The organism is Delftia lacustris (assembly GCF_040267515.1).
Taxonomy (GTDB): Bacteria; Pseudomonadota; Gammaproteobacteria; order Burkholderiales; family Burkholderiaceae_C; genus Comamonas; species Comamonas tsuruhatensis.
On the sequence record NZ_CP141274.1, the window covers coordinates 5,692,529 to 5,715,001 of the forward strand.

At 68.9% G+C, this 22,473-nt stretch carries 20 protein-coding genes; 15 read left to right on the forward strand and 5 right to left on the reverse strand.

The annotated features are described in order from the left end of the window. Nucleotides 1–54: 54 nt before the first annotated feature. The 3 genes from U6958_RS27560 (at nucleotide 55) to U6958_RS27570 (ending at nucleotide 3,661) form a co-directional block, all read left to right on the forward strand. Nucleotides 55–2,223, forward strand: coding sequence for a TonB-dependent siderophore receptor (locus U6958_RS27560; protein WP_074923647.1), 2,169 nt, complete (start codon nucleotides 55–57; stop codon nucleotides 2,221–2,223). 101 nt (nucleotides 2,224–2,324) lie between these two features. Continuing rightward, nucleotides 2,325–3,467: a PepSY domain-containing protein gene (locus tag U6958_RS27565; RefSeq protein WP_074923646.1), complete on the forward strand. Its 1,143-nt coding sequence runs from the start codon at nucleotides 2,325–2,327 to the stop codon at nucleotides 3,465–3,467. Further along, complete coding sequence (locus U6958_RS27570; protein ID WP_074923645.1) at nucleotides 3,464–3,661, forward strand: hypothetical protein; 198 nt, start codon at nucleotides 3,464–3,466, stop codon at nucleotides 3,659–3,661. Before U6958_RS27565 ends, U6958_RS27570 begins: the two co-directional genes overlap by 4 nt. 24 nt (nucleotides 3,662–3,685) lie before the next feature. Here the strand turns inward: U6958_RS27570 and U6958_RS27575 are convergent, their stop codons facing one another. Both U6958_RS27575 and U6958_RS27580 read right to left on the reverse strand, forming a co-directional pair. Continuing rightward, nucleotides 3,686–4,486: a response regulator gene (locus U6958_RS27575; RefSeq protein ID WP_074923644.1), complete on the reverse strand. Its 801-nt coding sequence runs from the start codon at nucleotides 4,484–4,486 to the stop codon at nucleotides 3,686–3,688. Then, nucleotides 4,483–5,133 carry a response regulator gene (locus U6958_RS27580; protein WP_016450119.1) on the reverse strand — a complete coding sequence of 217 codons (651 nt, stop codon included), beginning with the start codon at nucleotides 5,131–5,133 and terminating at the stop codon, nucleotides 4,483–4,485. The genes U6958_RS27575 and U6958_RS27580 overlap by 4 nt, the downstream gene beginning before the upstream one ends. A 113-nt stretch (nucleotides 5,134–5,246) precedes the next feature. Here U6958_RS27580 and U6958_RS27585 point away from each other — a divergent pair, with 113 nt between their 5' ends. The 11 genes from U6958_RS27585 (at nucleotide 5,247) to U6958_RS27635 (ending at nucleotide 17,357) form a co-directional block, all read left to right on the forward strand. Beyond that, a complete protein-coding gene (locus tag U6958_RS27585) occupies nucleotides 5,247–5,618 on the forward strand; it encodes a response regulator transcription factor (protein WP_017407052.1) in 372 nt (123 codons plus the stop codon). Continuing rightward, nucleotides 5,618–5,788, forward strand: a complete 171-nt coding sequence (locus tag U6958_RS27590; RefSeq protein ID WP_017407051.1) for a hypothetical protein — start codon at nucleotides 5,618–5,620, stop codon at nucleotides 5,786–5,788. The genes U6958_RS27585 and U6958_RS27590 overlap by 1 nt, the downstream gene beginning before the upstream one ends. Nucleotides 5,789–5,803: 15 nt before the next feature. Further along, on the forward strand, nucleotides 5,804–8,329 hold the full coding sequence (locus U6958_RS27595) for an ATP-binding protein (protein WP_244387228.1): 2,526 nt from the start codon (nucleotides 5,804–5,806) through the stop codon (nucleotides 8,327–8,329). 146 nt (nucleotides 8,330–8,475) lie between these two features. Further along, entirely contained in the window at nucleotides 8,476–9,030 is a 555-nt protein-coding gene (locus tag U6958_RS27600; protein WP_074923085.1) for an RNA polymerase sigma factor, read from the forward strand. After that, the gene (locus tag U6958_RS27605; protein ID WP_074923084.1) at nucleotides 9,027–10,103 is read left to right on the forward strand and encodes a FecR domain-containing protein; all 1,077 of its coding nucleotides are present in this window, start codon (nucleotides 9,027–9,029) and stop codon (nucleotides 10,101–10,103) included. Before U6958_RS27600 ends, U6958_RS27605 begins: the two co-directional genes overlap by 4 nt. Nucleotides 10,104–10,191: 88 nt before the next feature. Further along, nucleotides 10,192–12,573: a TonB-dependent siderophore receptor gene (locus tag U6958_RS27610; RefSeq protein ID WP_074923083.1), complete on the forward strand. Its 2,382-nt coding sequence runs from the start codon at nucleotides 10,192–10,194 to the stop codon at nucleotides 12,571–12,573. 184 nt (nucleotides 12,574–12,757) lie between these two features. Next, the gene (locus U6958_RS27615) at nucleotides 12,758–13,945 is read left to right on the forward strand and encodes a muconate cycloisomerase family protein (protein ID WP_074923082.1); all 1,188 of its coding nucleotides are present in this window, start codon (nucleotides 12,758–12,760) and stop codon (nucleotides 13,943–13,945) included. A gap of 28 nt (nucleotides 13,946–13,973) precedes the next feature. Continuing rightward, nucleotides 13,974–14,252 (forward strand): muconolactone Delta-isomerase, encoded by a 279-nt coding sequence (catC, locus tag U6958_RS27620; RefSeq protein ID WP_012203794.1) that lies wholly within the window; start codon nucleotides 13,974–13,976, stop codon nucleotides 14,250–14,252. 42 nt (nucleotides 14,253–14,294) lie between these two features. Next, nucleotides 14,295–15,287 (forward strand): tripartite tricarboxylate transporter substrate binding protein, encoded by a 993-nt coding sequence (locus U6958_RS27625; RefSeq protein WP_012203793.1) that lies wholly within the window; start codon nucleotides 14,295–14,297, stop codon nucleotides 15,285–15,287. A gap of 47 nt (nucleotides 15,288–15,334) precedes the next feature. Continuing rightward, the gene (locus tag U6958_RS27630; protein WP_043790605.1) at nucleotides 15,335–16,249 is read left to right on the forward strand and encodes a dioxygenase; all 915 of its coding nucleotides are present in this window, start codon (nucleotides 15,335–15,337) and stop codon (nucleotides 16,247–16,249) included. A gap of 112 nt (nucleotides 16,250–16,361) precedes the next feature. Then, nucleotides 16,362–17,357 (forward strand): tripartite tricarboxylate transporter substrate binding protein, encoded by a 996-nt coding sequence (locus U6958_RS27635; protein WP_074923081.1) that lies wholly within the window; start codon nucleotides 16,362–16,364, stop codon nucleotides 17,355–17,357. Nucleotides 17,358–17,373: 16 nt separating this feature from the next. Here the strand turns inward: U6958_RS27635 and U6958_RS27640 are convergent, their stop codons facing one another. Beyond that, nucleotides 17,374–18,330 carry a DMT family transporter gene (locus tag U6958_RS27640; RefSeq protein WP_074923080.1) on the reverse strand — a complete coding sequence of 319 codons (957 nt, stop codon included), beginning with the start codon at nucleotides 18,328–18,330 and terminating at the stop codon, nucleotides 17,374–17,376. A gap of 72 nt (nucleotides 18,331–18,402) precedes the next feature. Between U6958_RS27640 and U6958_RS27645 the strand changes: the two genes are divergently transcribed. Continuing rightward, nucleotides 18,403–19,287, forward strand: coding sequence for a LysR family transcriptional regulator (locus tag U6958_RS27645; protein ID WP_017406361.1), 885 nt, complete (start codon nucleotides 18,403–18,405; stop codon nucleotides 19,285–19,287). On the opposite strand, the gene U6958_RS27650 is transcribed toward U6958_RS27645, so the two are convergent. Next, complete coding sequence (locus tag U6958_RS27650) at nucleotides 19,284–19,526, reverse strand: formate dehydrogenase subunit delta (protein ID WP_013803888.1); 243 nt, start codon at nucleotides 19,524–19,526, stop codon at nucleotides 19,284–19,286. The two genes, U6958_RS27645 and U6958_RS27650, sit on opposite strands and share 4 nt — an antisense overlap. Then, complete coding sequence (gene fdhF / locus U6958_RS27655; RefSeq protein WP_074923079.1) at nucleotides 19,526–22,462, reverse strand: formate dehydrogenase subunit alpha; 2,937 nt, start codon at nucleotides 22,460–22,462, stop codon at nucleotides 19,526–19,528. Before fdhF ends, U6958_RS27650 begins: the two co-directional genes overlap by 1 nt. Between the last annotated feature and the right edge of the window lie 11 nt (nucleotides 22,463–22,473).

Below are 22,473 nucleotides of genomic sequence, written 5' to 3' on the forward strand. Positions count from 1 at the left end.
CCGGCCTGCCCTCCTTCCCCGGCTTTTTCTTCACGGTTTTTCCAACCTTTGCACATGACTGCCATGACGCACCACAGCACTCCTGCGGACTTCCGCTTCGCTCCCCATCCCCTCACGCGCCTGATCCGCCAATGCCTGGGCGCCGGCCTGGCCCTGGCCGCCGTGGGCGTGGCGGCCCAGACGGCCGAGGGCCCGGCCCTCAAGGAGGTGACGGTGAGCGACCAGGCCGAGGCCATCGGCGGACTGCAAAAGACCTATGCCGGCGGCCAGATCGCGCGCGGCGGCGACCTGGGCATCCTGGGCAAGACCGACCAGATGAACGTGCCCTTCAGCACGACCAACTACACCTCGGAGCTGATCGAGAACCAGCAGGCGCTGACCATCGCCGACGTGGTGATGAACGACGCCTCGGTGCGCACCCTGCAGGCGCGCGGCGGCTATGGCGATGACTTCCAGGTGCGGGGCTTTTCCCTGTCCATGCGCGATGTGTCGGTGAACGGCCTGTACGGCCTGTCGCCCTCCACGCGACTGCCGCTGGAGGTGATCGAGCGCGTGGAAGTGCTCAAGGGCCCCGGCTCGCTGACCAATGGCGTGGGTCCCAGCGGCAGCATCGGCGGCAGCATCAACGTGGTGACCAAGCGCGCGGGCGACGTGCCGCTGAACCGCCTGACCGCCACCTACATGGGCAAGGCCCAGTTCGGCACCCACCTGGACGTGGGCCGCCGCTTTGGCGAAGACAACCAGTGGGGCGTGCGGGTGAACGGCGTGTGGCGCAACGGCGAAGGCAACATCGACGGCGGCCGCCAGCGCCTGGGCCTGGCCTCGGTGGGGCTGGACTACGAAGGCCAGGGCCTGCGCTGGTCGCTGGACGCGCTGACCACCAGCGGCAAGACCACGGAGTTCCGCCCGCAAAGCGCCTTCCTGGCCGGCATCACCCAGGTGCCCGCCGTGCCCGACAGCCGCATCAACTTCAACCCGGGCACGGAGCTGCTGGACAAGGCCAAGACCGTGATCTCGCGCGTGGAATACGACATCAACGCCAACACCTCCGTCTACGGCGGCGTGGGCTACAGCGATGTGTCCAGCGACCAGAGCTTCCCCACGGCCGTGCAGCGCATCGACTCGCTGGGCAACTTCACGGTGCGCAACGGCTTCTACGACGAGTTCAACAAGACCACCTCGGCCGACGTGGGCCTGCGCACGCGCTTCAAGACCGGCGCCATCGGCCACACCGTGGTGGCCGCGGCCAACTACATGGACCGCGAGAGCGGCTACTTCTACCAGCTGACCTCCAAAGCCGTCCCCTCCAACATCTACAACCCCTCGCCCCTGCCGGCCATCGACTTCGTGCGCGGCGCGCCCACCAAGAACGCCGAGCTGACGCAGCACAGCCTGGCGCTGGCCGACACCATGGCGCTGTTCAGCGACCGCCTGCTGGTGACCGTGGGCCTGCGCGACCAGACCATCGACCAGAAGAACGCCAGCGGCACCACGCTGTACAAGGCCAGCGCCGTGACGCCGCTGGCCGGCGTGGTGTTCAAGCCGCAGAACCATGTCGCGGTCTACGCCAACTACACGGCAGGCCTGTCGGCAGGCGGCACGGCCGGGCCCAACACGGCCAATGCCGGCCAGGTGTTCGCGCCGCAGAAGTCCAAGCAGTACGAAGTGGGCGTGAAGGTGGACTGGGGCCGCATGACCACGCAGGCCGCGCTCTACCAGATCCAGCGCCCGGGCTCCATGACGGACCCGGTGACCAATGTCTACAGCTTCGGCGGCGAGACGCGCAACCGCGGCCTGGAGCTGACCGCCTACGGCGAGATCCACAAGGGCCTGCGCCTGCTGGCCAGCGCGGCCTTCAACAACGCCAGGCTCTCGCGCACGGCAGGCGGCGTGAACCAGGGCAACGATGCCAACGGCGTGCCCGATCGCACCTTCAACCTGGGCCTGGACTGGGATACCCCCTGGGTGGAGGGCCTGAGCCTGAACGGCCGCGTGATCCACACCTCGTCCATGTACTACGACGCGGCCAACATCCTGCGCATGCCCGGCTGGACACGCCTGGACCTGGGCGCACGCCTGCGCACCCACGTGGCCGGCAAGCCGGTGGTGCTGCGCGCCAGCCTGGAGAACGTCAGCAACAAGAGCTACTGGGTGACTGCCGCCGGCTACACCACCACGGGCGCGCCGCGCACGCTGATGCTGTCGGCACAAGTGGACTTCTAAGCCCCCGGCAACCGGCAACCGCCCCGCCCCCGGCATGGCGCCGGGGGGCGCGGTGATGGCGGGGGCCTCAGGCCCCCTTCTGTCAGAGAAAAAAACACCCCATGCAAAGCCACACGATCAAGACCTGGGCCTGGTTGCACAAATGGAGCAGCCTGGTCTGCACCGTCTTCATGCTGCTGCTGTGCCTGACCGGCCTTCCGCTGATCTTCCACCACGAAATCGGCCACCTGCTGGGCACCGAGGTGGAGGCCCCGCCCATGCCCCAGGGCACGCCCCATGCCAGCCTGGACAAGGTGCTGGAGGTGGCCCGTGCCCAGCACCCGGACCGCGTGGTGCAGTTCGTCTCCAAGTCCGACGACACCGACGACCTCTGGTTCGTCACCATGACGCCCACGCCGGCGCCCACGGACGATTTCCGCTCCGTGGTCATCGATGCGCGCACGGCAGAGCTGCTGGCCCAGCCGCGCTTCGACCAGGGCTTCATGTGGGTCATGTTCAAGCTGCACGTGGACCTGTTCGCGGGGCTGCCGGGCAAGCTGTTCCTGGGCTTCATGGGGCTGCTGCTGCTGATCGCCATCGTCAGCGGCGTGGTGCTGTACGCGCCCTTCATGCGCAAGCTCGATTTCGGCACCGTGCGCCGCACTCGCCAGCCCCGCCTGAAGTGGCTGGACCTGCACAACCTGCTGGGCATCGTCACCCTGGTGTGGCTGTTCGTGGTGGGCGCCACCGGCATGATCAATACCTGGGCCGACCTGCTGATCAAGTACTGGCAGCATGACCAGCTCAGCAGCGTGCTGGCGCCCTACCAGGGCCAGGACACGGTGCCGGTGGCGGAGCGCGCCTCGCTGCAGCAATCGCTGCAGGCCGCCCAGCAGCAGGTGCCAGGCACCAGGCTGTACTTCATCGCCTTCCCCGGCACCACGTTCTCCAGCCCGCACCACCACACCTTCTTCCTGCGTGGCAACGAGCCCCTGACCTCGCGCCTGTTCCTGCCCGTGCTGGTGGACGCCAGGACCGCCCAGGTCACGGCCGCGCCCGCCCTGCCCTGGTATCTGACGGCGCTGCTGGTGTCCCAGCCGCTGCACTTCGGCGACTACGGCGGGCGGGCCATGCAGATCCTCTGGGCGCTGCTGGACATCGCCAGCATCATCGTGCTGGGCACCGGCCTGTACCTGTGGATCAACAAGGGCAAGAGCGTGCCGGCCCCGCAGCCCGCGCCGCGCGGCAAGGAGATCACGGCATGAGCGGCGCGCAACACCGGGGCTTTCTCGCCCTCTGGGGCTGGCCCATCGCGCTGGGCGTGCTGACGGCCATCGGCCTGGTCTCGGCCCTGTTCAGCGACGGCGGCCTTGGCGACATGCTGGCCGGAGTCTGCCTGGCCGTTCCCACGGCGGCAGGGATCTGGCATGGATGGCTGCGGCGCAGGCCGCCGGGCTGAAGCCGGGGCAGGCCGGCACGACGCTCAGTCGCGCCGGTCGCGCTGGCCTGCGCTTTCCAGCAGCTGCTGCAAGGCTGCGCCCAGTGGCCGCCAGACATCGGTGACACCGGCCCAGTCGCCGGCCAGGCAGGCCTGCTCCAGGCTCCTGGTCAGTCCGCTGGCCCGCTCCTGTCCCAGCAGGCGCAACACGCTCTGCAGGCTGTGCGCCTGCCTGCGCAGGGCCATGGCGTTCTGCTCCGCGATAAGGACCTCCATCCGGGCGATATCGTCGGGCAAGTGTGCAAGGCAGATGTCACGGTAGCTGTGGAACAGGCCTGCGTCGCCACCAAAGAAATTGGCGATGGCGAGCGCGTCCGACGGCGCCTCCGGTTGCACATCCGGTCGCACATCCGGCTGCGCATCGGCGCCCTCGCCCGTCCCGGCCTCCTGCCTGCAAGGGGGAGGCGGCGCATGCTGCTGGAGCACCGACTCCACGCAGTCCACCAGTTGCGCCACCGACACCGGCTTGAGCAGCACGCGCCACACCTTCAACTGCTCCAGCTGCAGCGCAACATCGGCCCGCACGCCGGCACTGAAGACCACGGCGCAGCAGCCCGCCTGCGGCGAGCGGCGCAGCCACTCGATCAGCTCCACGCCGGAGGCGCCGGGCAGCATCAGATCGGTGATCAGCAGGGCAAAGGGCTGGGTTTGCAGCAGTTGCTGGGCCTGCTCCGCACTCGTGCAGGACACCAGCGTGAGGGGCAGGCCCTCCAGCGCCAGCGCAACGAACCGCGCAATCGAGGCATCGTCCTCGACCAGCAGGACCGCAGGAAGGGGCGCGTTCACGCCGCCGGCCCGCCCAGCAGCCCGCCCAGCGCTTCGGGCAGTTCCTGCACCAGCTGGGGCTTGTGGATCACGCGCACGCCGCCCAATGCGAAGGCATAGGCCTCGCGCTCTGACGCCTCCAGCGAGGTGACCACCAGCAGCTTGCAGCGCGCGAACTGCTCATGGGTGCGCAAGGTGGTGATCAGGGCGGCGCCGTCGATGTCGGGCAGCAGGATGTCCACCAGCAGCACATCGGGCTGGATCTGGCCGTACAGCGCCATGCCCGTGATCCCGTCGTTCGCCACATGCAGCTGGACGTCGGGAAAGTGACGCTGCACCAGCATGCGCACCAGATTCTGGAAGTGCACGGAGTCCTCGATCAGCAGCACGCGCTGCCCGGTGCCCGAACCCGCCTGGGCAGGGGCCGGCGCCTGTGCCACCGCTGGTGCGCCGGGCACCCCGGGCGCTGCGCGCTCGCCCTGCCTGCTGCGCCAGCGCTCCACGGAAGCGCGCGTAATGCGGCGATGGCCTCCGGGCGTCTTCCAGGCCTCGAGCTCGCCGCGATCGACCATGAGCTGGACCGATCGCACGGCCATGCCCAGCAGCTTTGCCACCTCGGCAGTCGTGTAGTGCGGAATTTGGCCTGATGGGGTGCTGTTCTCGGACATGGCAGCAATTTTGCATCAAATACGATTGAAAAATTCAATATAAATTTGATGAATTTGATATTTATGATTTAACCTCACGCAGCCCCCTTCAACTGCGTTGTGAAAGGTCCGCCATGAAGAAGATACTGATCGTCGAAGACCAGGCCGACATCCGCAAACTGCTGCGCATGACGCTGGAGTCCGGCGCCTACGAGGTCATGGAGGTGCCCACCGCCGACGAAGCCTGGGCCGTGGCCCAGCGCAACAAGCCCGATATCGTGCTGCTGGACATGATGATGCCCGGCACGCTGGACGGCCTGGAGGTGTGCTGTCGCATCAAGACCTCCTACGATCTGCGGCATACCCTGGTGGTGCTGCTCACCGCCCGGGACAGCGCAGAGGACCGCGAGGCGGGCTTCAATGCGGGCGCCGACGAATACCTGGTCAAGCCCTTCAGCCCGACCCGGCTGCTGCAGATCCTGGCCAGCCTTGAAAGGAGCGACTGATGATGATGCGCGCACGGGAGACCGGCCGCGTGGACCTGTCCATGGCAGACGGCCCGTCCAGCCGCAGGCTGGCGGACGGCTGGCACTGGATGCAGGCGTTCGCGCCGGCCCGGCCCGTTCCTGTGCCGCACGACGGGTTGACCGCCATCGTCGCGCCCCGGAATTTCTGATGGAGCATCTTCATCATGTCTGATCGAGCTACCGCGCATCATTTCCTGGGTGCCGGACGCAGCGCCCACATCAAGGCACTGGTGCTGACCTTTGCCCTATGCGTGCTTGCCGGGCTGGTGCTCTTCGTCTGGAGCCAGCTGCACGCCGAGGCCGACCAGAGCAAGTCCCAGGCCGCACTGCTGGCGCGCGTGCTGGAGGACCAGACGGCCAAGACCTTCGAGAACACCGAAATGGCCCTGTCCAGCCTGGCGCACCACCCCGCCATCCTGGCCGCCGGCAGCACGCGCAGCACGCGCGAGGCCGCCATGGCCCAGCTGATCGCCCAGCTGCCCTACCTGCGCAGCATGGCCCTGCTCGACGACAAGGGACTCATCCTGGCCAGCACCCAGGCGGGCGAGGCCGGCCAGCAGATCGACATGCAGGAGCTGCTGCACGACAAGAGCGCCGTCGTCGTGCCCGGCAAGCCCCTGCTGGGCCGGCTGGTGCCCGGCCGTGGCCTGTCGGCCCTGGCGCCCCGCGCGCACCCGTCGCCGCGCGGCGTATCGTTTCTGCCGCAGCTGCTGGGCTTTCACCAGGACAACGGCATGCCCGCCGTGCTGGTGGCCCTGATCAACCCCGACGCCGTGGCCAACTTCTACCAGGCCACGCTGGAGATCCTCAGCTACGAGGCCGTGCTGCTGACCTACGACGGCCGGCCGCTGGCCAGCACCAATGCGGGCACGGGCGTGCAGGCGACCGCCGTGCTGCAGACACCGCTGTTCCGGCAATGGCTGCCGCACAGCGAATTCGGCTCCTACATCGGCGCGGGCATGCTCGGCTCCCATGAGATCGTGTCGTTTCGCACCGTGCGCAACTGGCCGCTGCTGCTGGTGGTGGAGGAGCCCTACGCAGCCCTGGTGGCGCGCTGGAGGGATGACGCCTTCGCCTTCTTCGTGGCCGGCGTGGCCCTGCTGGCCCTGGTGCTGGGCCTGAGCTGGTCGGTGCTCAAGACGCGCAGGGAGCAGAAGACGGCACAGCAGGCCATGGAGCAGGCCCAGGCGCGCCTGGCGCGCAGCGAGCATGAGATGGCCGTGCTCATGCGCAGCGTGCAGGAGCTGATCTTTCGCACTGACAGCGAGGGTCTGCTGACCTTCGTGAACGCACGCTGGGAACAGCTGACCGGCCAGCCCAGCTCCGAGGCCGTAGGGCAGCCGCTGGAGAACATCGTGGACGGCCCGTACCGCGCGCAGATCCAGGCCCTGCTCGATCCCCTGGCCCGGCTGGCGCCGCGCAACTGCCAGGCCATGTTCCAGCTGCCGGGCCACCGGGAAATACTCTGCGACATCGCCGTCGTCCCCCTGCTGCGCGACGGCCGGCTCGTGGGCTTCGCGGGCAGCGCCGTGGACGTGACGGCCCGCTGGAAGGCGCAGCAGGAACTGCAGACCCAGCTGGCCTTCCAGCACCTGCTGTTCGAGACCACGCCCCTGCCCATGCTGGTCACCGACGCGGACCACCGCGTGGTACTGGTCAACAAGGCCTGGGAGGACTTCTTCGGCCGCGGCCGCTATGCCGTGCTCGGCCACGAGATCAAGGGCCTGCACTCGCGCGACGATGCCCTGCTGCAGATACGCAGCAACCAGGTCGTGATGCGCTCGGGCCAGCGCATGGTGCTGGAGGCCCGGCTGCCCCACATGGACGGCAGCTACCGCGACGTGCAGATCTCCAAGGCGGCGGTCAAGGATGCCCAGGGGCAGACCACCGGCGTGCTCAGCATCTTTGTGGATGTGAGCGAATTCCGCGCGGCCGAGCATGCCACGCGCGAGGCCCGCGACGCGGCCGAGGAGGCCTTCCGCGTGAAGTCGGAATTCGTCGCCAACATGAGCCATGAGCTGCGCACCCCGCTGCAGTCCATCATGGGCTTTGCCGAGCTGGGCAGCCTGCGCTCGCGCGGCAATCCCGCCATGGCCGACATGTTCAACGACATCCATGCGGCGGGCCAGCGCATGCTGGCCCTGGTCAATGACCTGCTCGATGTGGCCAAGCTGGACAGCGCCGTGGGAACCATCCACCTGGAGCGCACGGACCTGCGCAGCCTGATCCGGCCGGTCGTGCGCGAGCTGGAGCCGCAGCAGCAGCACAAGCTCATCGACCTGCGGCTCGAACTCGACGACGCCCCGCTGATCGCCAAGGCCGACCCCGTGCGCTTCCAGCAGGTGGTGCGCAATGTGCTGGCCAATGCCATCAAGTTCTCGCCCATCGGCGGGCGCATCGATGTGCAGGGCCGCATCGACGGGCAGGGCGACATCTGCATCGCCTTCTCCGACCAGGGCCCGGGCATTCCGCCGCAGGAGCTGGACAAGATCTTCCAGCCCTTCGTGCAGTCCAGCAAGACCCGCAACGGCTCGGGCGGCACGGGCCTGGGGCTGGCCATCTGCCGCAAGATCATCGACGCCATGGACGGCACCATCGTGGCCAGCAACCGGCCCGAGGGCGGCTCGCTGTTTCGCATCACCCTTCCCTGCCGCAGCGCATCGGAGACGCGCCCGGCGGAGCTGCTGTAGCGGCACCGCCGGCCGGCGCGCCTGCGGCCGGCAAACTGGTGGTGAACAAGTGGTAAACGGGCGGCAACAAATGAGAAAAAGTCTCATTTAGAATGCCAGCACTTCGTCCCGCCCTGCCCGCCTGCCTTTCCTCCCCGCTTGCTTGTATGACACGCCATCCGACTCCTGCCGCCTGGCTGGGCCTGGACCTGCACTGGGCCTATGGCAGCCTGCTGCCCGCCATCTGGCGCAGCACGCGCTGCATCCACCGCGCGCAGGATGTGCTGCATGACGCCTTCGTGCGCTACGCCCTCAGCGGCCGGCACGAAGGCATCGCCCAGCCGCATGCCTACCTGCGCGTGGTGGCGCGCACCGTGCTGGCCGACCAGATGGCGCATGAGCGCCGCTTCGTGCCCCTGCCCGAGCTGGCCGGCGCCGCGCAGCACCCGGTGGCACGCGCGGACGAAATCGCCTTGCAGGAAGCCTTCACGGCGCCTTCGGCCGAGATGCTGGCCGACCTGCAGCAGCGCCTGGGCGCCGTGCAGCGTGTCATCCAGGGATTGCCTGCGCGCTGCCGCGAGGTGTTCTGGCTGTGCAAGGTGGAAGGCCACTCCCAGCCCCAGATTGCCGCCATGCTGGGCATCAGCCTGAACATGGTGGAGCGCCACCTGATGCGCGCCCTGCTGGACCTGCGCGCCGCACGCGAGCTGCTCGCGCCATGAGCACGCCGCGCGAGGAAGCCGCGCGCTGGTTCATACGCATGCACCGGGATGCGGGAGCGCGGCCGGGCGCCGCCGATGCCGCTGCCTGGCGCCGCTGGATGGACGCCGACCCGCGCCACGCCGCCGAATACGCCGCCTTCGAGGCGCTGTGGCAGGACTTCGACTCCACGCCCCGCACCGAGGCCCTGGCCACGGCGGTGGACACCGCCGCACGCCAGCGCCGCGACACACGCAGCAACGCGCGCCGCGCGATCATCACCCGCGGCGTGCTGGGCGTTGCCGGCCTGGGCACGGCGGGCCTGCTGGCATGGCGCGGCTGGCTTGAATGGCAGGACACCACCGTGTTCGCCCTGGCCCGCGACAGTGCGATTGGCGAACGCATCGTGCTGAACCTGCCCGACGCCAGCGTGCTGACCCTGGGACCGGCCAGCCGCATCGCCACGCGCTACACGCGCCGCCGGCGCGCCGTGGTGCTGGAGCAGGGCGAGGCCCTGTTCGACGTGGCCAGGGATGCAGACCGCCACTTCGCCATCGACGCAGGCCAGGCGCGCATCACCGTGCTGGGCACGCGCTTCACCGTCAACCGGCTGCCGGGCCTGGTGCGGGTGAGCGTGGAGCATGGCACGGTGCGTTTGGCGGTGAAAGGTGCTGAAGGAGCACCGTTCTTGCTGCTGCAGGCTGGCGAAGTGGGGGAACTGCCGGACGAAAGCGCCGGTGCCGCCCCCGGTGCCGCACCCGGTGCCGATGGCGCCCACGCCAGCCCCCTCCCCCGCCGCGTGCAGCGCGATGCGCGCGACAGCTTCTCGTCCATCGAACGCGGCCTCATCGTCTTCGACAGCGCCGGGCTGGGCGAGATCGCGGCCACGCTGTCGCGCTGGCGCCGCCAGCCCGTGCGTGCGGCCGTAGCCGACGGCACGGGCGGGCCGCGCATCACGGCCGCCGTGCAGCGCGCCGATGTGGAGAGCTTCCTGGACGCGCTGCCGCGCATCGCCGCCGTGCGCGTGCAGGAGCGCGACGGCGCCACCTGGCTGGCCCCGCGCAGCACGGCGCCGGAAAAAATCCGGAAAAACTGAAAAAAAGCGGCCAACGCACATCAGGGATCCGGCGGGCTGCCCCGTCATACAGGCGAGCACAACCGATACCCAGGAGAACGTTCCCGCCATGCCCGCCCGCCCTCTTTCCTCCCGCCCGGCACGCGCCTGCCTGTCCCTGCTCGCCTGCGCGGCGGCACTGGCCTGCACGCCAGCCCTGGCCGCCCCTGCCGACATCGACCTGCCGGCCCAGCCACTGGCCGACGCCATCAAGGCCCTGGCGCGCGCCACCGGCACCAGCATCGCGGCCGACAGCGCCCTGCTCGCAGGCAAGTCCGCGCCCGCCGTCCAGGGCCGCCTGGAGCCGGCCGAGGCACTGCAGCGCCTGCTGGCCGGCAGCGGCCTGCAAGCCTCTGCCCAGCCCCAGGGCGGCTGGCTGCTGCGCCCCGCCCCGGCGCGCCCGCAGACCGCGCTGGACGAAGTGCGGGTGACGGCCACGGCCCTGCGCGACGGCCGCACGGAAGGCACGGGCAGCTACCGGGCGCCCTATGCCAGCGCGGCCACCAAGATCGAGCTGACGGCCCGGGAGACGCCGCAGTCCGTGTCCGTGATCTCGCGCGCACGACTCGATGACCAGAACTTCGTGGAGCTCACCGAAGCCGCCAAGGTGGTGCCCGGCATCGTCGTGCGCCGGCAAAGCAGCCCGGGCGGGCGCAGCGACATCCTCTCGCGCGGCTACCAGTCGTCCACCTACCAGTTGGACGGTCTCACCGTCAGCGGCAACCCGGCCACCCAGGAAACGCTGGACCTGGCCCTGTTCGACCGGGTCGAGGCCCTGCGCGGGCCGGCCGGGCTGTTCTCGGGCGCGGGCGAGCCCAGCGTCATGCTCAACCTGGTGCGCAAGCGCGCCCTGCCGGACTACCAGGGCCAGGGCGCCATCGGCCTGGGCTCGCGGGGCCGCAAGCGGGCCGAGGTGGATGTCACCGGAGCGCTGTCCGAAGATGGCCGCCTGCGTGGCCGGGTGGTGGCGCTGCACGAGAACTTCGGCAGCCCCGTGATGGCCATGGACGGCCACAAGCAGGCCCTGTACGGCACGGTGGAGCTGGACGTCACTTCCCAGAGCACGGTCTCGGTGGGCGCCACCTGGCAGCGCGGCCGGGGCAACTACGACACCGGCCTGCCCGCCCACGCCGACGGCAGGCTGGCCCCCATTCCGCGCGACGTGGCCATTGCCGCCGACTGGGGCCGCGCCGCGCCCGAATCGCTGGCCGGCTTCATCGAGTCGGAGACGCGGCTCGACGGCGGCGGCCTGTTCAAGCTGGCCGCCCGCCGTGTGCTGCGCCAGCAGCGCGACAAGTACATCAACGGCTACTCGGCCGTATCGGACACCGGCATCAGCCGCTTTACCCAGGCCCAGACCGTGGACCGCGACTACGCCGACACCACGGCCGACATCTACTACAGCACGCCCTGGCAATGGGCCGGGCAGACGCACCATTTCATCGCGGGCGCGGACTACCGCAGCTCCAACATGCACCTGCGCATGCTGCGCGGCGCCATGAACACGCCGGCCGACCTGTTCCACTACGACCCCTCCTCCATCCCCGAGCCCAGCTTCAAGCCCTTTGCCGACGACATCACGCGCACCAGCCTGCGCGGCGTCTACGGCCAGTTGCGCATCAAGCCCACGCAGGCCCTCACCCTGGTGTCGGGCGCGCGCAAGAGCTGGTGGAAGACAGAAACCTCGGACCGGCTGCAGAACACGCGCTCGGGCTACGAGGTCGATGGCCAGTTCACGCCCTTCGGCGCCGTGCTCCTCGATCTGAACGACAGCTGGACGCTCTACGCCAGCCAGTCGCGCATCTTCCAGCCGCAAAGCGGGCGCCTGGCCGGCGGCGGCCAGATCGCCCCGCGCGAGGGCCGGCAGGTGGAGGCCGGCATCAAGGGCAGCCTGCTGGACGGACGCCTGAATGCCACCGCCGCCGTCTACCGCATGCAGGACACCAACCGCGCGCTGGCCGACCCCGCCGATGCCGCCTTCGTCATCCCCGCAGGCAAGGTGCGCTCCGAAGGCTTCGAGGCCGAGGTGGTCGGCTCGCTGTCATCGCGCTGGGACGTGGCGGCCAGCTACGCCTACATGCGCTCCAAATACCTGCAGGGCACCGTCACGCAGACGGGCACCGACTTCAGCACCATGTCGCCGCGCCACAGCGTGAACCTGTGGGCGCGCTACCGCGTGGCCGGCCCCGTGGCCCAGGGGCTGGAGCTGGGCGCGGGCGTGCGCGCCGTCAGCGAGTTCTACGACACCCTGGGCACCGTGCGCTGGCGCGCGGGCGGCTACGGCGTCTGGTCCGTCTATGCCGCCTACCCGCTGACCCCCCAGGTCAAGCTGGCCGTGAACATCGACAACCTGTTCGACCGCGTCTACTGGGAGCGCGTGGGCACGGCCACGCGCAGCAACTACTACGGCCTGCCGCGCAGCATCATGGTCACGCTGCGCAGCAGTTTCTGATCCCGTCGCCAGAGGGCGTGCGCAGCACAAGGCCGCCGCGCCCCCTGCCTGCCGCGCAGGCATTCAACACATCGACACCATCGAATGATTTCTCACAAATAATTCAATAGATCCACACAATGCATGGATTTACGCTTGTGTCCATTGCCGGCAGCCGCCGCCAGCCAGGACACCAGCCATTGCCATGCAAGACCGTTTTCTGATCGAGCGCATCGAGGCGCGGATCCTCGACATTCCCACCATCCGCCCGCACAAGCTGTCATTCGGCTCCATCAGCCGGCAAAGCCCGGTGATCGTGCAGCTGTGGCTGCGCAACGGGGCCACGGGCTTTGGCGAGGCCGCCACCATCGGCGGCCCGTCGTGGAATGAGGAATCGCCCGAGAGCATCCACCATGCCATCGCCAACCACCTGGCGCCCAGCCTGATCGGCCAGGACGGCGCGCGCTTCGAGGCCTGCCTCTCGCGCATGGACTTGGCCTGCAAGGGCAATGCCTTTGCCAAGAGCGCCGTCGAGATCGCGCTGCTGGACGCCGTGGCGCGCAGCCTGCAGTTGCCCGTGTGGCAGTTGCTGGGCGGCAAGCAGCGCGACAGCCTGCCCCTGGCCTGGACGCTGGCCAGCGGCGACATCGAGCGCGACCTGGCCGAGGCCCAGCTGCGCCTGGAACAAAAGCGCCACCGCATCTTCAAGATGAAGATCGGCGCGCGCACGCCCGAGGCCGATGTGGCCCATGTGAGCGAGATCGCGCGCGGCCTGCAGGGCCGCGCCACGCTGACGGTGGACGTGAACCAGGCCTGGGACGGCGCCACGGCGCGGCGCTTTCTGCCGCAATTGATCGATGCCGGCGTGACCCTGATCGAGCAGCCCGTGGCCGGCTGGAACGTGCCCGCGCTGCGCGAGCTGACCGCCACGCTGCACGGCGCCCTGGTCATGGCCGACGAGAGCGTGTGCACGCCCTACGACGCCATGCGCCTGGCGCGCGAGCAGGCCAGCCATGTGTTCTCGCTCAAGGTCGCCAAGCACGGCGGCCTGCTGCGCACGCGCAAGGTGGCGGCCATTGCCCAGGCGGCCGATATCGGCTGGTACGGCGGCACCATGCTGGAGACCTCGATCGGCTCGGCCGCCTCGGCCCATGTCTTTGCCACGCTGGGCGGGCAGCACTACAACTGCGAGCTGTTCGGCCCCCAGCTGCTGGTGGACGACATCGTCACCGAGCGCATGGCCATCCGCGACTTCGAGCTGCAACTGCCCGACGGGCCCGGCCTGGGCGTGGAGGTCGACCTGCAGCAACTCGCGCGTTTCGACCGCGCGCTGGCCGGCAGCCAGCCGCAGCACTTCGACATGGGGCAGGCCCGGACCGGGGCTGCGACCTGAATTCCTTTCATTCCTCCTGGAGACAAACATGCTTTACCTGGTCCGCATGGACGTGAAGATCCCCCACGACCTGCCCGCCGACGTGGCAGCCGAGATCAAGGCCCGCGAGAAGGCCTACTCGCAGCAGCTGCAGCACGACGGACGCTGGCCCCACATCTGGCGCGTGGTGGGCGAGTACGCCAACTACAGCGTGTTCGACGTGGCCTCCAACGACGAGCTGCACGAGCTGCTGCAGGGCCTGCCGCTGTTCCCCTACATGGACATCCAGGTCACGCCGCTGGCAAGGCACCCCTCGGCCATCGCCTGAGCACAGCCCAAACCAAGACCAAATTGTTCGGAGACAACTGAAGTGAATGTGAAACGCCGTTTTCTGACCGCCGCAGCCGCAGGCCTGTGCCTGTCCGCCGTGATGCCCGCCGCCCATGCGCAGGCCCCCGAGGCCAACTGGCCCAGCAAGCCCATCCGCTGGATCGTGCCCTTCCCGCCGGGCGGCGCCATGGACGCCATTGCGCGCACCCTGGGCGAGAAGGCCGGCCGCACGCTGGGCCAGCCCTTCGTGATCGAGAACCGTCCCGGCGCCGGCGGCAACATCGGCGCCGACTTCGTGGCCAAGCAGCCCGGCGACGGCTACACGCTGATGATCACCTCCATCGGCATGGCCACCAACAAGCCGCTGTACCGCAAGCTCAGCTACGACCCCATCAAGGACTTCGCCCCCGTGGGCGTGCTGGCCGTGGTGCCCAACATCCTGGTCACCAACTCCACCCAGCCCAACGTCAAGAGCGTGGCCGACGTGGTGGCCGCCGCCAAGGCCTCGCCCGGCAAGCTGACCTATGCCTCGGCCGGCAACGGCACCTCCATCCACCTGGCAGGCGAAGTGTTCAACTCGCTGGCCGGCGTGGACATCCTGCACATCCCCTACAAGGGATCGGGCCCGGCCGTCTCCGACCTGCTGGGCGGACAGGTCAACTACATGTTCGACTCCATCACCTCGGCGCGCCCGCACATCCAGTCGGGCAAGCTGCGCGCCCTGGCCGTGACCACGGCCAAGCGTTCGTCCAGCATGCCCGACGTGCCCACCATGGAAGAGGCCGGCATCAAGGGCTACGAGGTCTCGCCCTGGTTCGCCGTCTTCATGCCCGCCAGCACGCCGCCGGCCATCGTCAAGAAGCTCAACCAGGTCTTCGTGGCCGAGATGAAGCAGCCCGACGTGCTCGAACGCTTCAAGGCCATCGGCGCCGAAGTCGTGGGCTCCACGCCCGAGGAGGCGGCAAAGCACCTGCAGGCCGAGTCCGTGCGCTGGACCAAGGTGATCACGGAGCGCAACATCAGCATGGACTGAGCGCTTCTCTTTTCCAGGACATCCCATAAAACCACGAGGAGACAAACATGTCCGAACTGTCCCAGGACCAGCTGCTGAATCTGGTCAACAGCAAGCAGATCGCCCCTGGCAGCGACCGCGTGCGGGCGCTGACCCAGCGCATCGTCAGCGACCTGTTCCACACCATCGACGAGATGGATGTCACGCCCGACGAGTTCTGGGCCGCCGTGGACTGGCTGGGCCGCCTGGGGAGCAGCGGCCAGCTGGGCCTGATCACGGCAGGCCTGGGCTTCGACCGGCTGCTGGACATCCGCAGCGACGAGGCCGATGCGCGTGCCGGCCGTGCGGGCGGCACGCCGCGCGCCATCGAAGGCCCGCTGTTCGTGGCCGGTGCACCGCTGTCGCAAGCGGAAGCGCGCCTGGACGAGGGCGAACCCCAGGGCGAGGTCTTCGTGATGGAAGGACGGGTGCTGGATCTTGACGGCCAGCCTCTGCCGCATGCGCTCATCGATGTCTGGCATGCCAATGTCCAGGGCGGCTACTCGCACTTCTTCCCGGGCATGAAGCCCTACGAGCTGCGCCGCCGCATAGAAGCTGACGACCAGGGCCGCTACCGCTTTCGCAGCTATGTGCCGCCCGGCTACTCCATACCGCCGAACAGCCCCACCTCGGAACTGTTCGACGCGCTGGGACGCCACGGCCATCGACCCGCCCACATCCACTTCCTCGTGGTTGCACCCGGCATGCGCACGCTGACCACCCAGGTCAACCTGCCCGGAGATACCTACCTGGACGACGACTTCGCCTTCGCCACGCGCGACGGCCTGATCGTCGAGCTGGAGCGCGGCGTGGCGCCGGCCGGCTATGAGTCGCTGGGCGTGAACGCGCCTTTCGTCCGCACGCGCTTCGACTTCGTGCTGCAGCCCGCAGTCAGCGAAGGCGAGTCCTTGCCGCTGACACGCATGGAGCGTGTGCGCGCCTGAGGCTCCGCCACCTTCCGGGGCCTTCCGGCCTGCCATTTTTTTCGCTTCGTCCGTTCCACAGCAGGCCGCCCCTTGGAGTGCGGCCTGCTTCACCGTATCCGCTTCCCACACCATGTCCAGCCTGCATCGCATCGCCGCAACCCTGCTGACCGCCACCGTGGCCCTCGTGCCCGCCCTGGGCCACGCCCAGGCTCCGGCAGCCTTTCCTTCCAAGCCGGTGAACATCGTCGTGCCCTACGCGGCCGGCGGCCCCGTGGACAACCTGGCACGCGCGCTGGCCACGCGCCTGAACAAGGTCTGGTCGCAACCCGTGGTCATCCTCAACCGCACAGGCGCCAACGAGATCATCGGGGCCGAGTACGTGGCCAAGAGCGCACCCGACGGCTACACGCTGTTCGCCGCGACCGAAGCGTCGCTGACCATGAACCCGCACCTGTACCGGAAGCTGCCCTACAACCCGCAAAAGGACTTCGCCCCCATCTCCCGCCTGATCAGCGTGCCCATGGTCTTCTTCGTGCCCCAGAGCTCCAAGGCCGGCACGCTGCAGGAGTTCATCGCTCAGGCACGCCAGGCAGGCAAGACCAAACCGCTGACCTATGGCTCATCGGGCGCGGGCGGCATCGTGCACCTGCCGCTGGCCATGTTCGCCAAGCAGGAAGGGCTGGAGATGGTGCACGTGCCCTACAAGGGCGCCGCACCGCTGATCCCCGAAGTCATCGCCGGCCAGATCGACGCAGCGGTGCTGGGCGTGTCGGTGATCGAGCAGCACATCAAGTCCGGCAAGCTCAAGGCCCTGGCCGTGTCCTCGGAGACACGCAGCATCGCCCTGCCGGATGTGCCCACCTTCAAGGAAGCCGGCGTGCGCGACATCCAGGCTGTCTTCAACATCGGCCTGCTGGCACCGGCTGGAACGCCGGCGCCCCAGGTGGAGAAGATCGCCGCCGATGTGCGCCGCGTGCTGCTGGAGCCCGAATTCCGCAAGACCCAGGTGGACGCGTTCTCCTACGTGGCCGTGGCCTCCAGCCCCGCCGAATACCGCGACTTCCTGGCGCGCGACTACCAGGTGCAGGGCGAGCGCGTGCGCACCTCGGGCGCCTCGCTGGATTGATCCGGACGGAGTCCGTTCAGCTCTGGACTGCGGTGCGCTTGGCAACCACGTGCACCCCAGCCGCAGGCCTGCGCCCCCAGTTCATCAGCGCCGTGCCGGCCACGGCCATGCCGCCGCCCAGCACGATGCTGGCATCGATGCTCTCGCCCAGCCACAGCGCCGACAGCGCCACGCCGATCACGGGCACCAGGGTGATGTAGCCCGAGGCCGCGCCCGCGCCCAGCGCCTTGACGCCGTCGAAGTACCAGGCATAGGCAAGCGCCGTGGCGCCGAAGGCCAGGAAGGCCAGCGCGCCCCAGGCAGTGCCGTTGCCAAGCACGGCAGCCTGTAGGCCGGCCGGCCCCTCGACCACCAGGCTGGCCACCAGCAGCATGGCCGCGCCCATGGTCGAGGTCACGGCCGTGGCCGACAGCGCATCCACGCCCGTGAGCAGCCAGCGGCCGATCAGGGTGTAGGTCACCCAGCACACCACGCAGCCCAGGATCAGCAGCTCTCCGGCGCCCACCGATCCCTGCAGCAGCGCCAGCGGCTGGCCATGCGAGATCACCACCACGGCGCCGCAGGCCGCCAGGGCCATGCCCAGGGCAATGGTGCGGTTGAGCCGCTCGCCGAACAGCCAGACCGCCAGCGCCAGCGTGAGCACGGGGTTGAGCGTGATCACCAGGGCCGCCTTGCCGGCCGGCACATGCTGCAGCCCCATGAGGAAGAAGGCCGCATAGCCGAACACGCCCGTGGCGCCGGCGGCCGCCATGCCCAGCCAGCGTTTGGCACTCCATTGCCGCAGGCCCGCCATGCCACCGGCCCAGTACAGCCAGGGCAGCAGCACGGCTGCGGCCAGCAGGAAGCGCAGGCTGGCGGCTGCCAGCGGCGGCATGTTCTGTGCCACCACGCGGCCCGCAGGCCAGGAAGCGCCCCACAGCAGGGCCATGCCGACAAGCCGCAGGTGGGGACCGAAGAAGCGTTGAAAATTCATGGCGCGTACTATGTGCTCATATCGATTCATAGACAAATGAGCGAATGCTCATGACCTGGACAACGTGATCCCATGACCTTCACCCAGCTCGAAGTGTTCGCGGCGCTGGCCCGCGCCGGCAGTTTCTCGCGCGCGGCCGCTCTGCTGGGCATTACCCAGAGCGCCGTCAGCCATGCCCTGCGCGCGCTGGAAGGCGAGCTGCAGGTTCAGCTGGTGCGGCGCGAAGGCCCCCACTCCCCGCTGACCGACGCAGGCACGCGGCTGCTGCAGCGCGCCAACGACATCCTCCAGCAAAAGGAGGCCTTGCGGCAGGAGGCCGATGCCGAGCGCGGCATGGCGCGCGGCACGCTGCGCGTGGCCTCGTTCGGCGCCACCTCTTCGCTGCGGCTGCTGCCCCCGCTGATCACCGAGTACCGGCGCCGCCAGCCCGCCGTGCTGGTGCAGATCGACGAGCAAAACGACGACACCGTGGTCAAGTGGCTGCTGGAGCGGCGCGTGGAGATCGGCTTCGTCGTGCTGCCCGACGAGCGCTTCGAGACCGTGCCCCTGGTGGAAGACGAACTGGTGGCGCTGCTGCCCGCCGCGCACCGGCTGGCGGCCCAGCGCAGCATCCGCGCCGCCGACCTGCAGGGCGAGGCCTTTGTGCGCACCTCGGCCGGGTCGGGCGCGCACATCGACCGCTTCCTGGCCGAGGCCGGCGCCCAGCCTGCGGCCATCTACCACTTCGAGCAGATGTCCTCCATGCAGGGCTTCGTGGCCCAGGGCCACGCCATCGCCATTGCCGCACGCCTGGCCGTGCCCGAGCAGGCGCCCGAAGGCATGGTCTACCGCAGCCTCTCGCCCCGCCAGCGCCGCGTCACCGGGCTGGCCGTGCGCAGCATGGAACGCCTGTCGCCGGCCGCTGCCGGCTTTGTGGAGCTGGCGCGGGAGATGGCGAAGAAGAAGCAGTTTGGCTAAGCCTGCGCCGCCGACGGCAAGGTCAGCGGATGCAGCACCAGCGCCTCACGCACGATGGGCTTGAGCGCCTGGGCCTCGTCGGGACTGGCCAGCACGCGGGCCAGTTCGGCGCGCATGCGGGGCTCCCAGAATTTGCGGATGTGTTCGGCAATGCCCTGCAGGGCCTCGTCGCGCTCGGGCATGGCCTCGAAGAACTCGCCGATGCGGTTGGCCATGCGGACCAGGTTCGCGCTGTCCATCACTTGCCTCCCGCCACGGCCATGCTGCCTGCCTGCGCGGCTTGCAACAGGCCGATCTGCTCTTCATGCATGCGCGCAAAGCCGCGCTGCCAGTCGGACGGCTGGGCGTGCTGGGGGACGGGCAGCACCTGCACGGCCGTGACCTTGTATTCGGGGCAGTTGGTGGCCCAGTCCGAGCTGTCGGTGGTGATGACGTTGGCGCCCGATTCGGGAAAGTGGAAGGTGGTGTAGACCACGCCGGGCTGTATGCGCTCGGTGACGGTGGCGCGCAGCACGGTCTCGCCCGCGCGGCTGGCGATGCCGACCCAGTCTCCGTCGCGTATGCCGCGGTCCTCGGCGTCATGCGGATGGATTTCCAGCCGATCCTCGCTGTGCCAGTGACTGTTGTGCGTGCGCCGGGTCTGGGCGCCCACGTTGTACTGCGACAGGATGCGGCCCGTGGTCAGCAGCAGCGGAAAGCGCTGGGTGACCTTCTCTTCGGTGGCCACGTACTGGGTGATGATGAAGCGGCCCTTGCCGCGCACGAAGCGGTCCCTGTGCATGATGGAAGTGCCGGCCTCTTCGGTGCTGTCATTGCAGGGCCATTGCACGCTGCCCAGCCGGTCGATCTTGTCGTAGTTCACGCCCGCGAAGCTGGGCGTGAGCGCGGCGATCTCGGCCATGATCTCGCTCGGGTGCGTGTAGTGCATGGCATAGCCCAGCGCATTGGCCAGCAGCTGGGTGACTTCCCAGTCGGCATGGCCGGCCAGCGGCGCCATGACCTTGCGCACGCGCGAGATGCGGCGCTCGGCATTGGTGAAGGTGCCGTCCTTTTCGAGGAAAGAGGCGCCCGGCAGGAAGACATGGGCGTACTTGGCGGTTTCGTTGAGGAAGATGTCCTGCACCACCACGCATTCCATGGCCGAGAGCGCGGCCGTCACATGCTGGGTGTTGGGGTCGGACTGCACGATGTCCTCGCCCTCGCAGTACAGGCCCATGAAGCTGCCGGCCAGGGCCGCCTCGAACATGTTGGGAATGCGCAGCCCGGGCTCGGGGCTGAGCGCCACGCCCCAGGCCCCCTCGAACTCGGCGCGCACCGTGCTGTCCGAGATGTGGCGGTAGCCGGGCAGCTCATGCGGGAAGGAGCCCATGTCGCAGGAGCCCTGCACGTTGTTCTGGCCGCGCAGCGGGTTCACGCCCACGCCCTCGCGGCCCACGTTGCCCGTGGCCATGGCCAGGTTGGCAATGCCCATGACCATGGTCGAGCCCTGCGCATGCTCGGTCACGCCCAGGCCGTAGTAGATGGCCGCGTTGACGGGGCGGCCCGCTGGGTGGTCCTCGGCGCCCAGCGCATACAGGCGCGCGGCGCCGCGCACGAGTTCGGGAGCGACCCCGGTGACCTCGGCCATGGCCTCGGGCGAGTTCTCGGGCCGGGCCACGAATTCCTTCCACTGCGCGAAGGACTTGGCATCGCAGCGCTCGGCGATGTAGTCCTCGGCCAGCCAGCCTTCGGTGACGATGACATGGGCCAGCGAGGTGATCATGGCCACGTTGGTGCCGGGCCGCAGTTGCAGGTGGTAGTCGGCGCGGATGTGGGGCGACTTGACGAGCTCGATCTCGCGCGGGTCGATGACGATGAGCTTGGCGCCCACACGCCGGCCGTCGCCGCGCAGGCGCTTTTTCATGCGCGAGCCGAACACCGGGTGCGCGGCCGTGGGATTGGCGCCGATGACCATGACCACGTCCGTGTGCTCGATGGACTTGAAGGTCTGCGTGCCGGCCGAGGTGCCATAGGTCTGGCCCAGGCCATAGCCCGTGGGCGAGTGGCACACGCGCGCGCAGGTATCGACGTTGTTGTTGCCGAAGGCCGTGCGCACCAGCTTTTGCACCAGGTAGGCCTCTTCGTTGGTGCAGCGCGAGGAGGTGATGCCGCCAATCGAATCCTTGCCGTGCTTGGCCTGGATGCGGCGGAACTCGCTGGCCGTGTGGGCAATGGCCTCTTCCCAGCTCACTTCGCGCCAGGGGTCGGTGATCTTCGCGCGGACCATGGGCCGGGTGATGCGGTCCTTGTGCGTGGCATAGCCCCAGGCAAAGCGGCCCTTGACGCAGGCATGGCCCTCGTTGGCCTGGCCGTCCTTCCAGGGCACCATGCGCACGACCTGCTCGCCCTTCATCTCGGCCTTGAAGCCGCAGCCCACGCCGCAGTAGGCGCAGGTGGTGATGGCGCTGTGCCCGGCCTGGCCCAGCTCGGTCACGGTCTTTTCCTGCAGCGTGGCCGTGGGGCAGGCCTGCACGCAGGCGCCGCAGCTGACGCAGTCGCTGTCCATGAAGCTGCCGCCCTGCCCCGCCGTGACGCGCGAGTCGAACCCTCGGCCCGAGATGGTCAGCGCAAAGGTGCCCTGCGTCTCCTCGCAGGCGCGCACGCAGCGGTTGCAGACGATGCACTTGCTGGGGTCGTAGCTGAAGTACGGGTTGGAGTCATCGACCTCGGCGCGCGCCTGGCCCTTGAAATGGTTGGCGCCATCGAAGCCGTAGCGCACCTCGCGCAGGCCCACCGTGCCGGCCATGTCCTGCAGTTCGCAGTCGCCGTTGGCGCTGCAGGTCAGGCAGTCCAGCGGATGGTCGGAGATGTACAGCTCCATCACGCCGCGGCGCAGCTCCTGCAGTTGCGGGCTTTGCGTGCGCACCTTCATGCCGGGCTCGGCCGGCGTGGTGCACGAGGCCGGAAAGCCCTTGCGGCCTTCGATCTGCACCAGGCACAGGCGGCAGGAGCCGAAGGGCTCCAGGCTGTCGGTGGCGCACAGCTTGGGCACGCTGACGCCGCCTTCCATGGCAGCGCGCATCAGCGAGGTGCCCTCGGGAACGCAGACCTCGCGTCCGTCGATCTCCAGGGTGATCAGGCGTTCGGACGGGCTGGCGGGCGTGCCCCAGTCGGCTTGCTTCAAATGGTCGAGCATGGTGTTCTCCG

Bases quoted from the DNA above. Each gene is read 5' to 3' on its own strand.
- U6958_RS27650 (WP_013803888.1), bottom strand. From the start codon at position 19,526: ATGGACAGCGCGAACCTGGTCCGCATGGCCAACCGCATCGGCGAGTTC.
- U6958_RS27600 (WP_074923085.1), top strand. From the start codon at position 8,476: ATGACACGCCATCCGACTCCTGCCGCCTGGCTGGGCCTGGACCTGCAC.
- U6958_RS27605 (WP_074923084.1), top strand. From the start codon at position 9,027: ATGAGCACGCCGCGCGAGGAAGCCGCGCGCTGGTTCATACGCATGCAC.
- U6958_RS27610 (WP_074923083.1), top strand. From the start codon at position 10,192: ATGCCCGCCCGCCCTCTTTCCTCCCGCCCGGCACGCGCCTGCCTGTCC.
- U6958_RS27595 (WP_244387228.1), top strand. From the start codon at position 5,804: ATGTCTGATCGAGCTACCGCGCATCATTTCCTGGGTGCCGGACGCAGC.
- fdhF (WP_074923079.1), bottom strand. From the start codon at position 22,462: ATGCTCGACCATTTGAAGCAAGCCGACTGGGGCACGCCCGCCAGCCCG.
- U6958_RS27640 (WP_074923080.1), bottom strand. From the start codon at position 18,330: ATGAATTTTCAACGCTTCTTCGGTCCCCACCTGCGGCTTGTCGGCATG.
- U6958_RS27630 (WP_043790605.1), top strand. From the start codon at position 15,335: ATGTCCGAACTGTCCCAGGACCAGCTGCTGAATCTGGTCAACAGCAAG.
- U6958_RS27560 (WP_074923647.1), top strand. From the start codon at position 55: ATGACTGCCATGACGCACCACAGCACTCCTGCGGACTTCCGCTTCGCT.
- U6958_RS27615 (WP_074923082.1), top strand. From the start codon at position 12,758: ATGCAAGACCGTTTTCTGATCGAGCGCATCGAGGCGCGGATCCTCGAC.
- U6958_RS27585 (WP_017407052.1), top strand. From the start codon at position 5,247: ATGAAGAAGATACTGATCGTCGAAGACCAGGCCGACATCCGCAAACTG.
- U6958_RS27635 (WP_074923081.1), top strand. From the start codon at position 16,362: ATGTCCAGCCTGCATCGCATCGCCGCAACCCTGCTGACCGCCACCGTG.
- U6958_RS27565 (WP_074923646.1), top strand. From the start codon at position 2,325: ATGCAAAGCCACACGATCAAGACCTGGGCCTGGTTGCACAAATGGAGC.
- U6958_RS27570 (WP_074923645.1), top strand. From the start codon at position 3,464: ATGAGCGGCGCGCAACACCGGGGCTTTCTCGCCCTCTGGGGCTGGCCC.
- U6958_RS27590 (WP_017407051.1), top strand. From the start codon at position 5,618: ATGATGATGCGCGCACGGGAGACCGGCCGCGTGGACCTGTCCATGGCA.
- U6958_RS27580 (WP_016450119.1), bottom strand. From the start codon at position 5,133: ATGTCCGAGAACAGCACCCCATCAGGCCAAATTCCGCACTACACGACT.
- U6958_RS27645 (WP_017406361.1), top strand. From the start codon at position 18,403: ATGACCTTCACCCAGCTCGAAGTGTTCGCGGCGCTGGCCCGCGCCGGC.
- catC (WP_012203794.1), top strand. From the start codon at position 13,974: ATGCTTTACCTGGTCCGCATGGACGTGAAGATCCCCCACGACCTGCCC.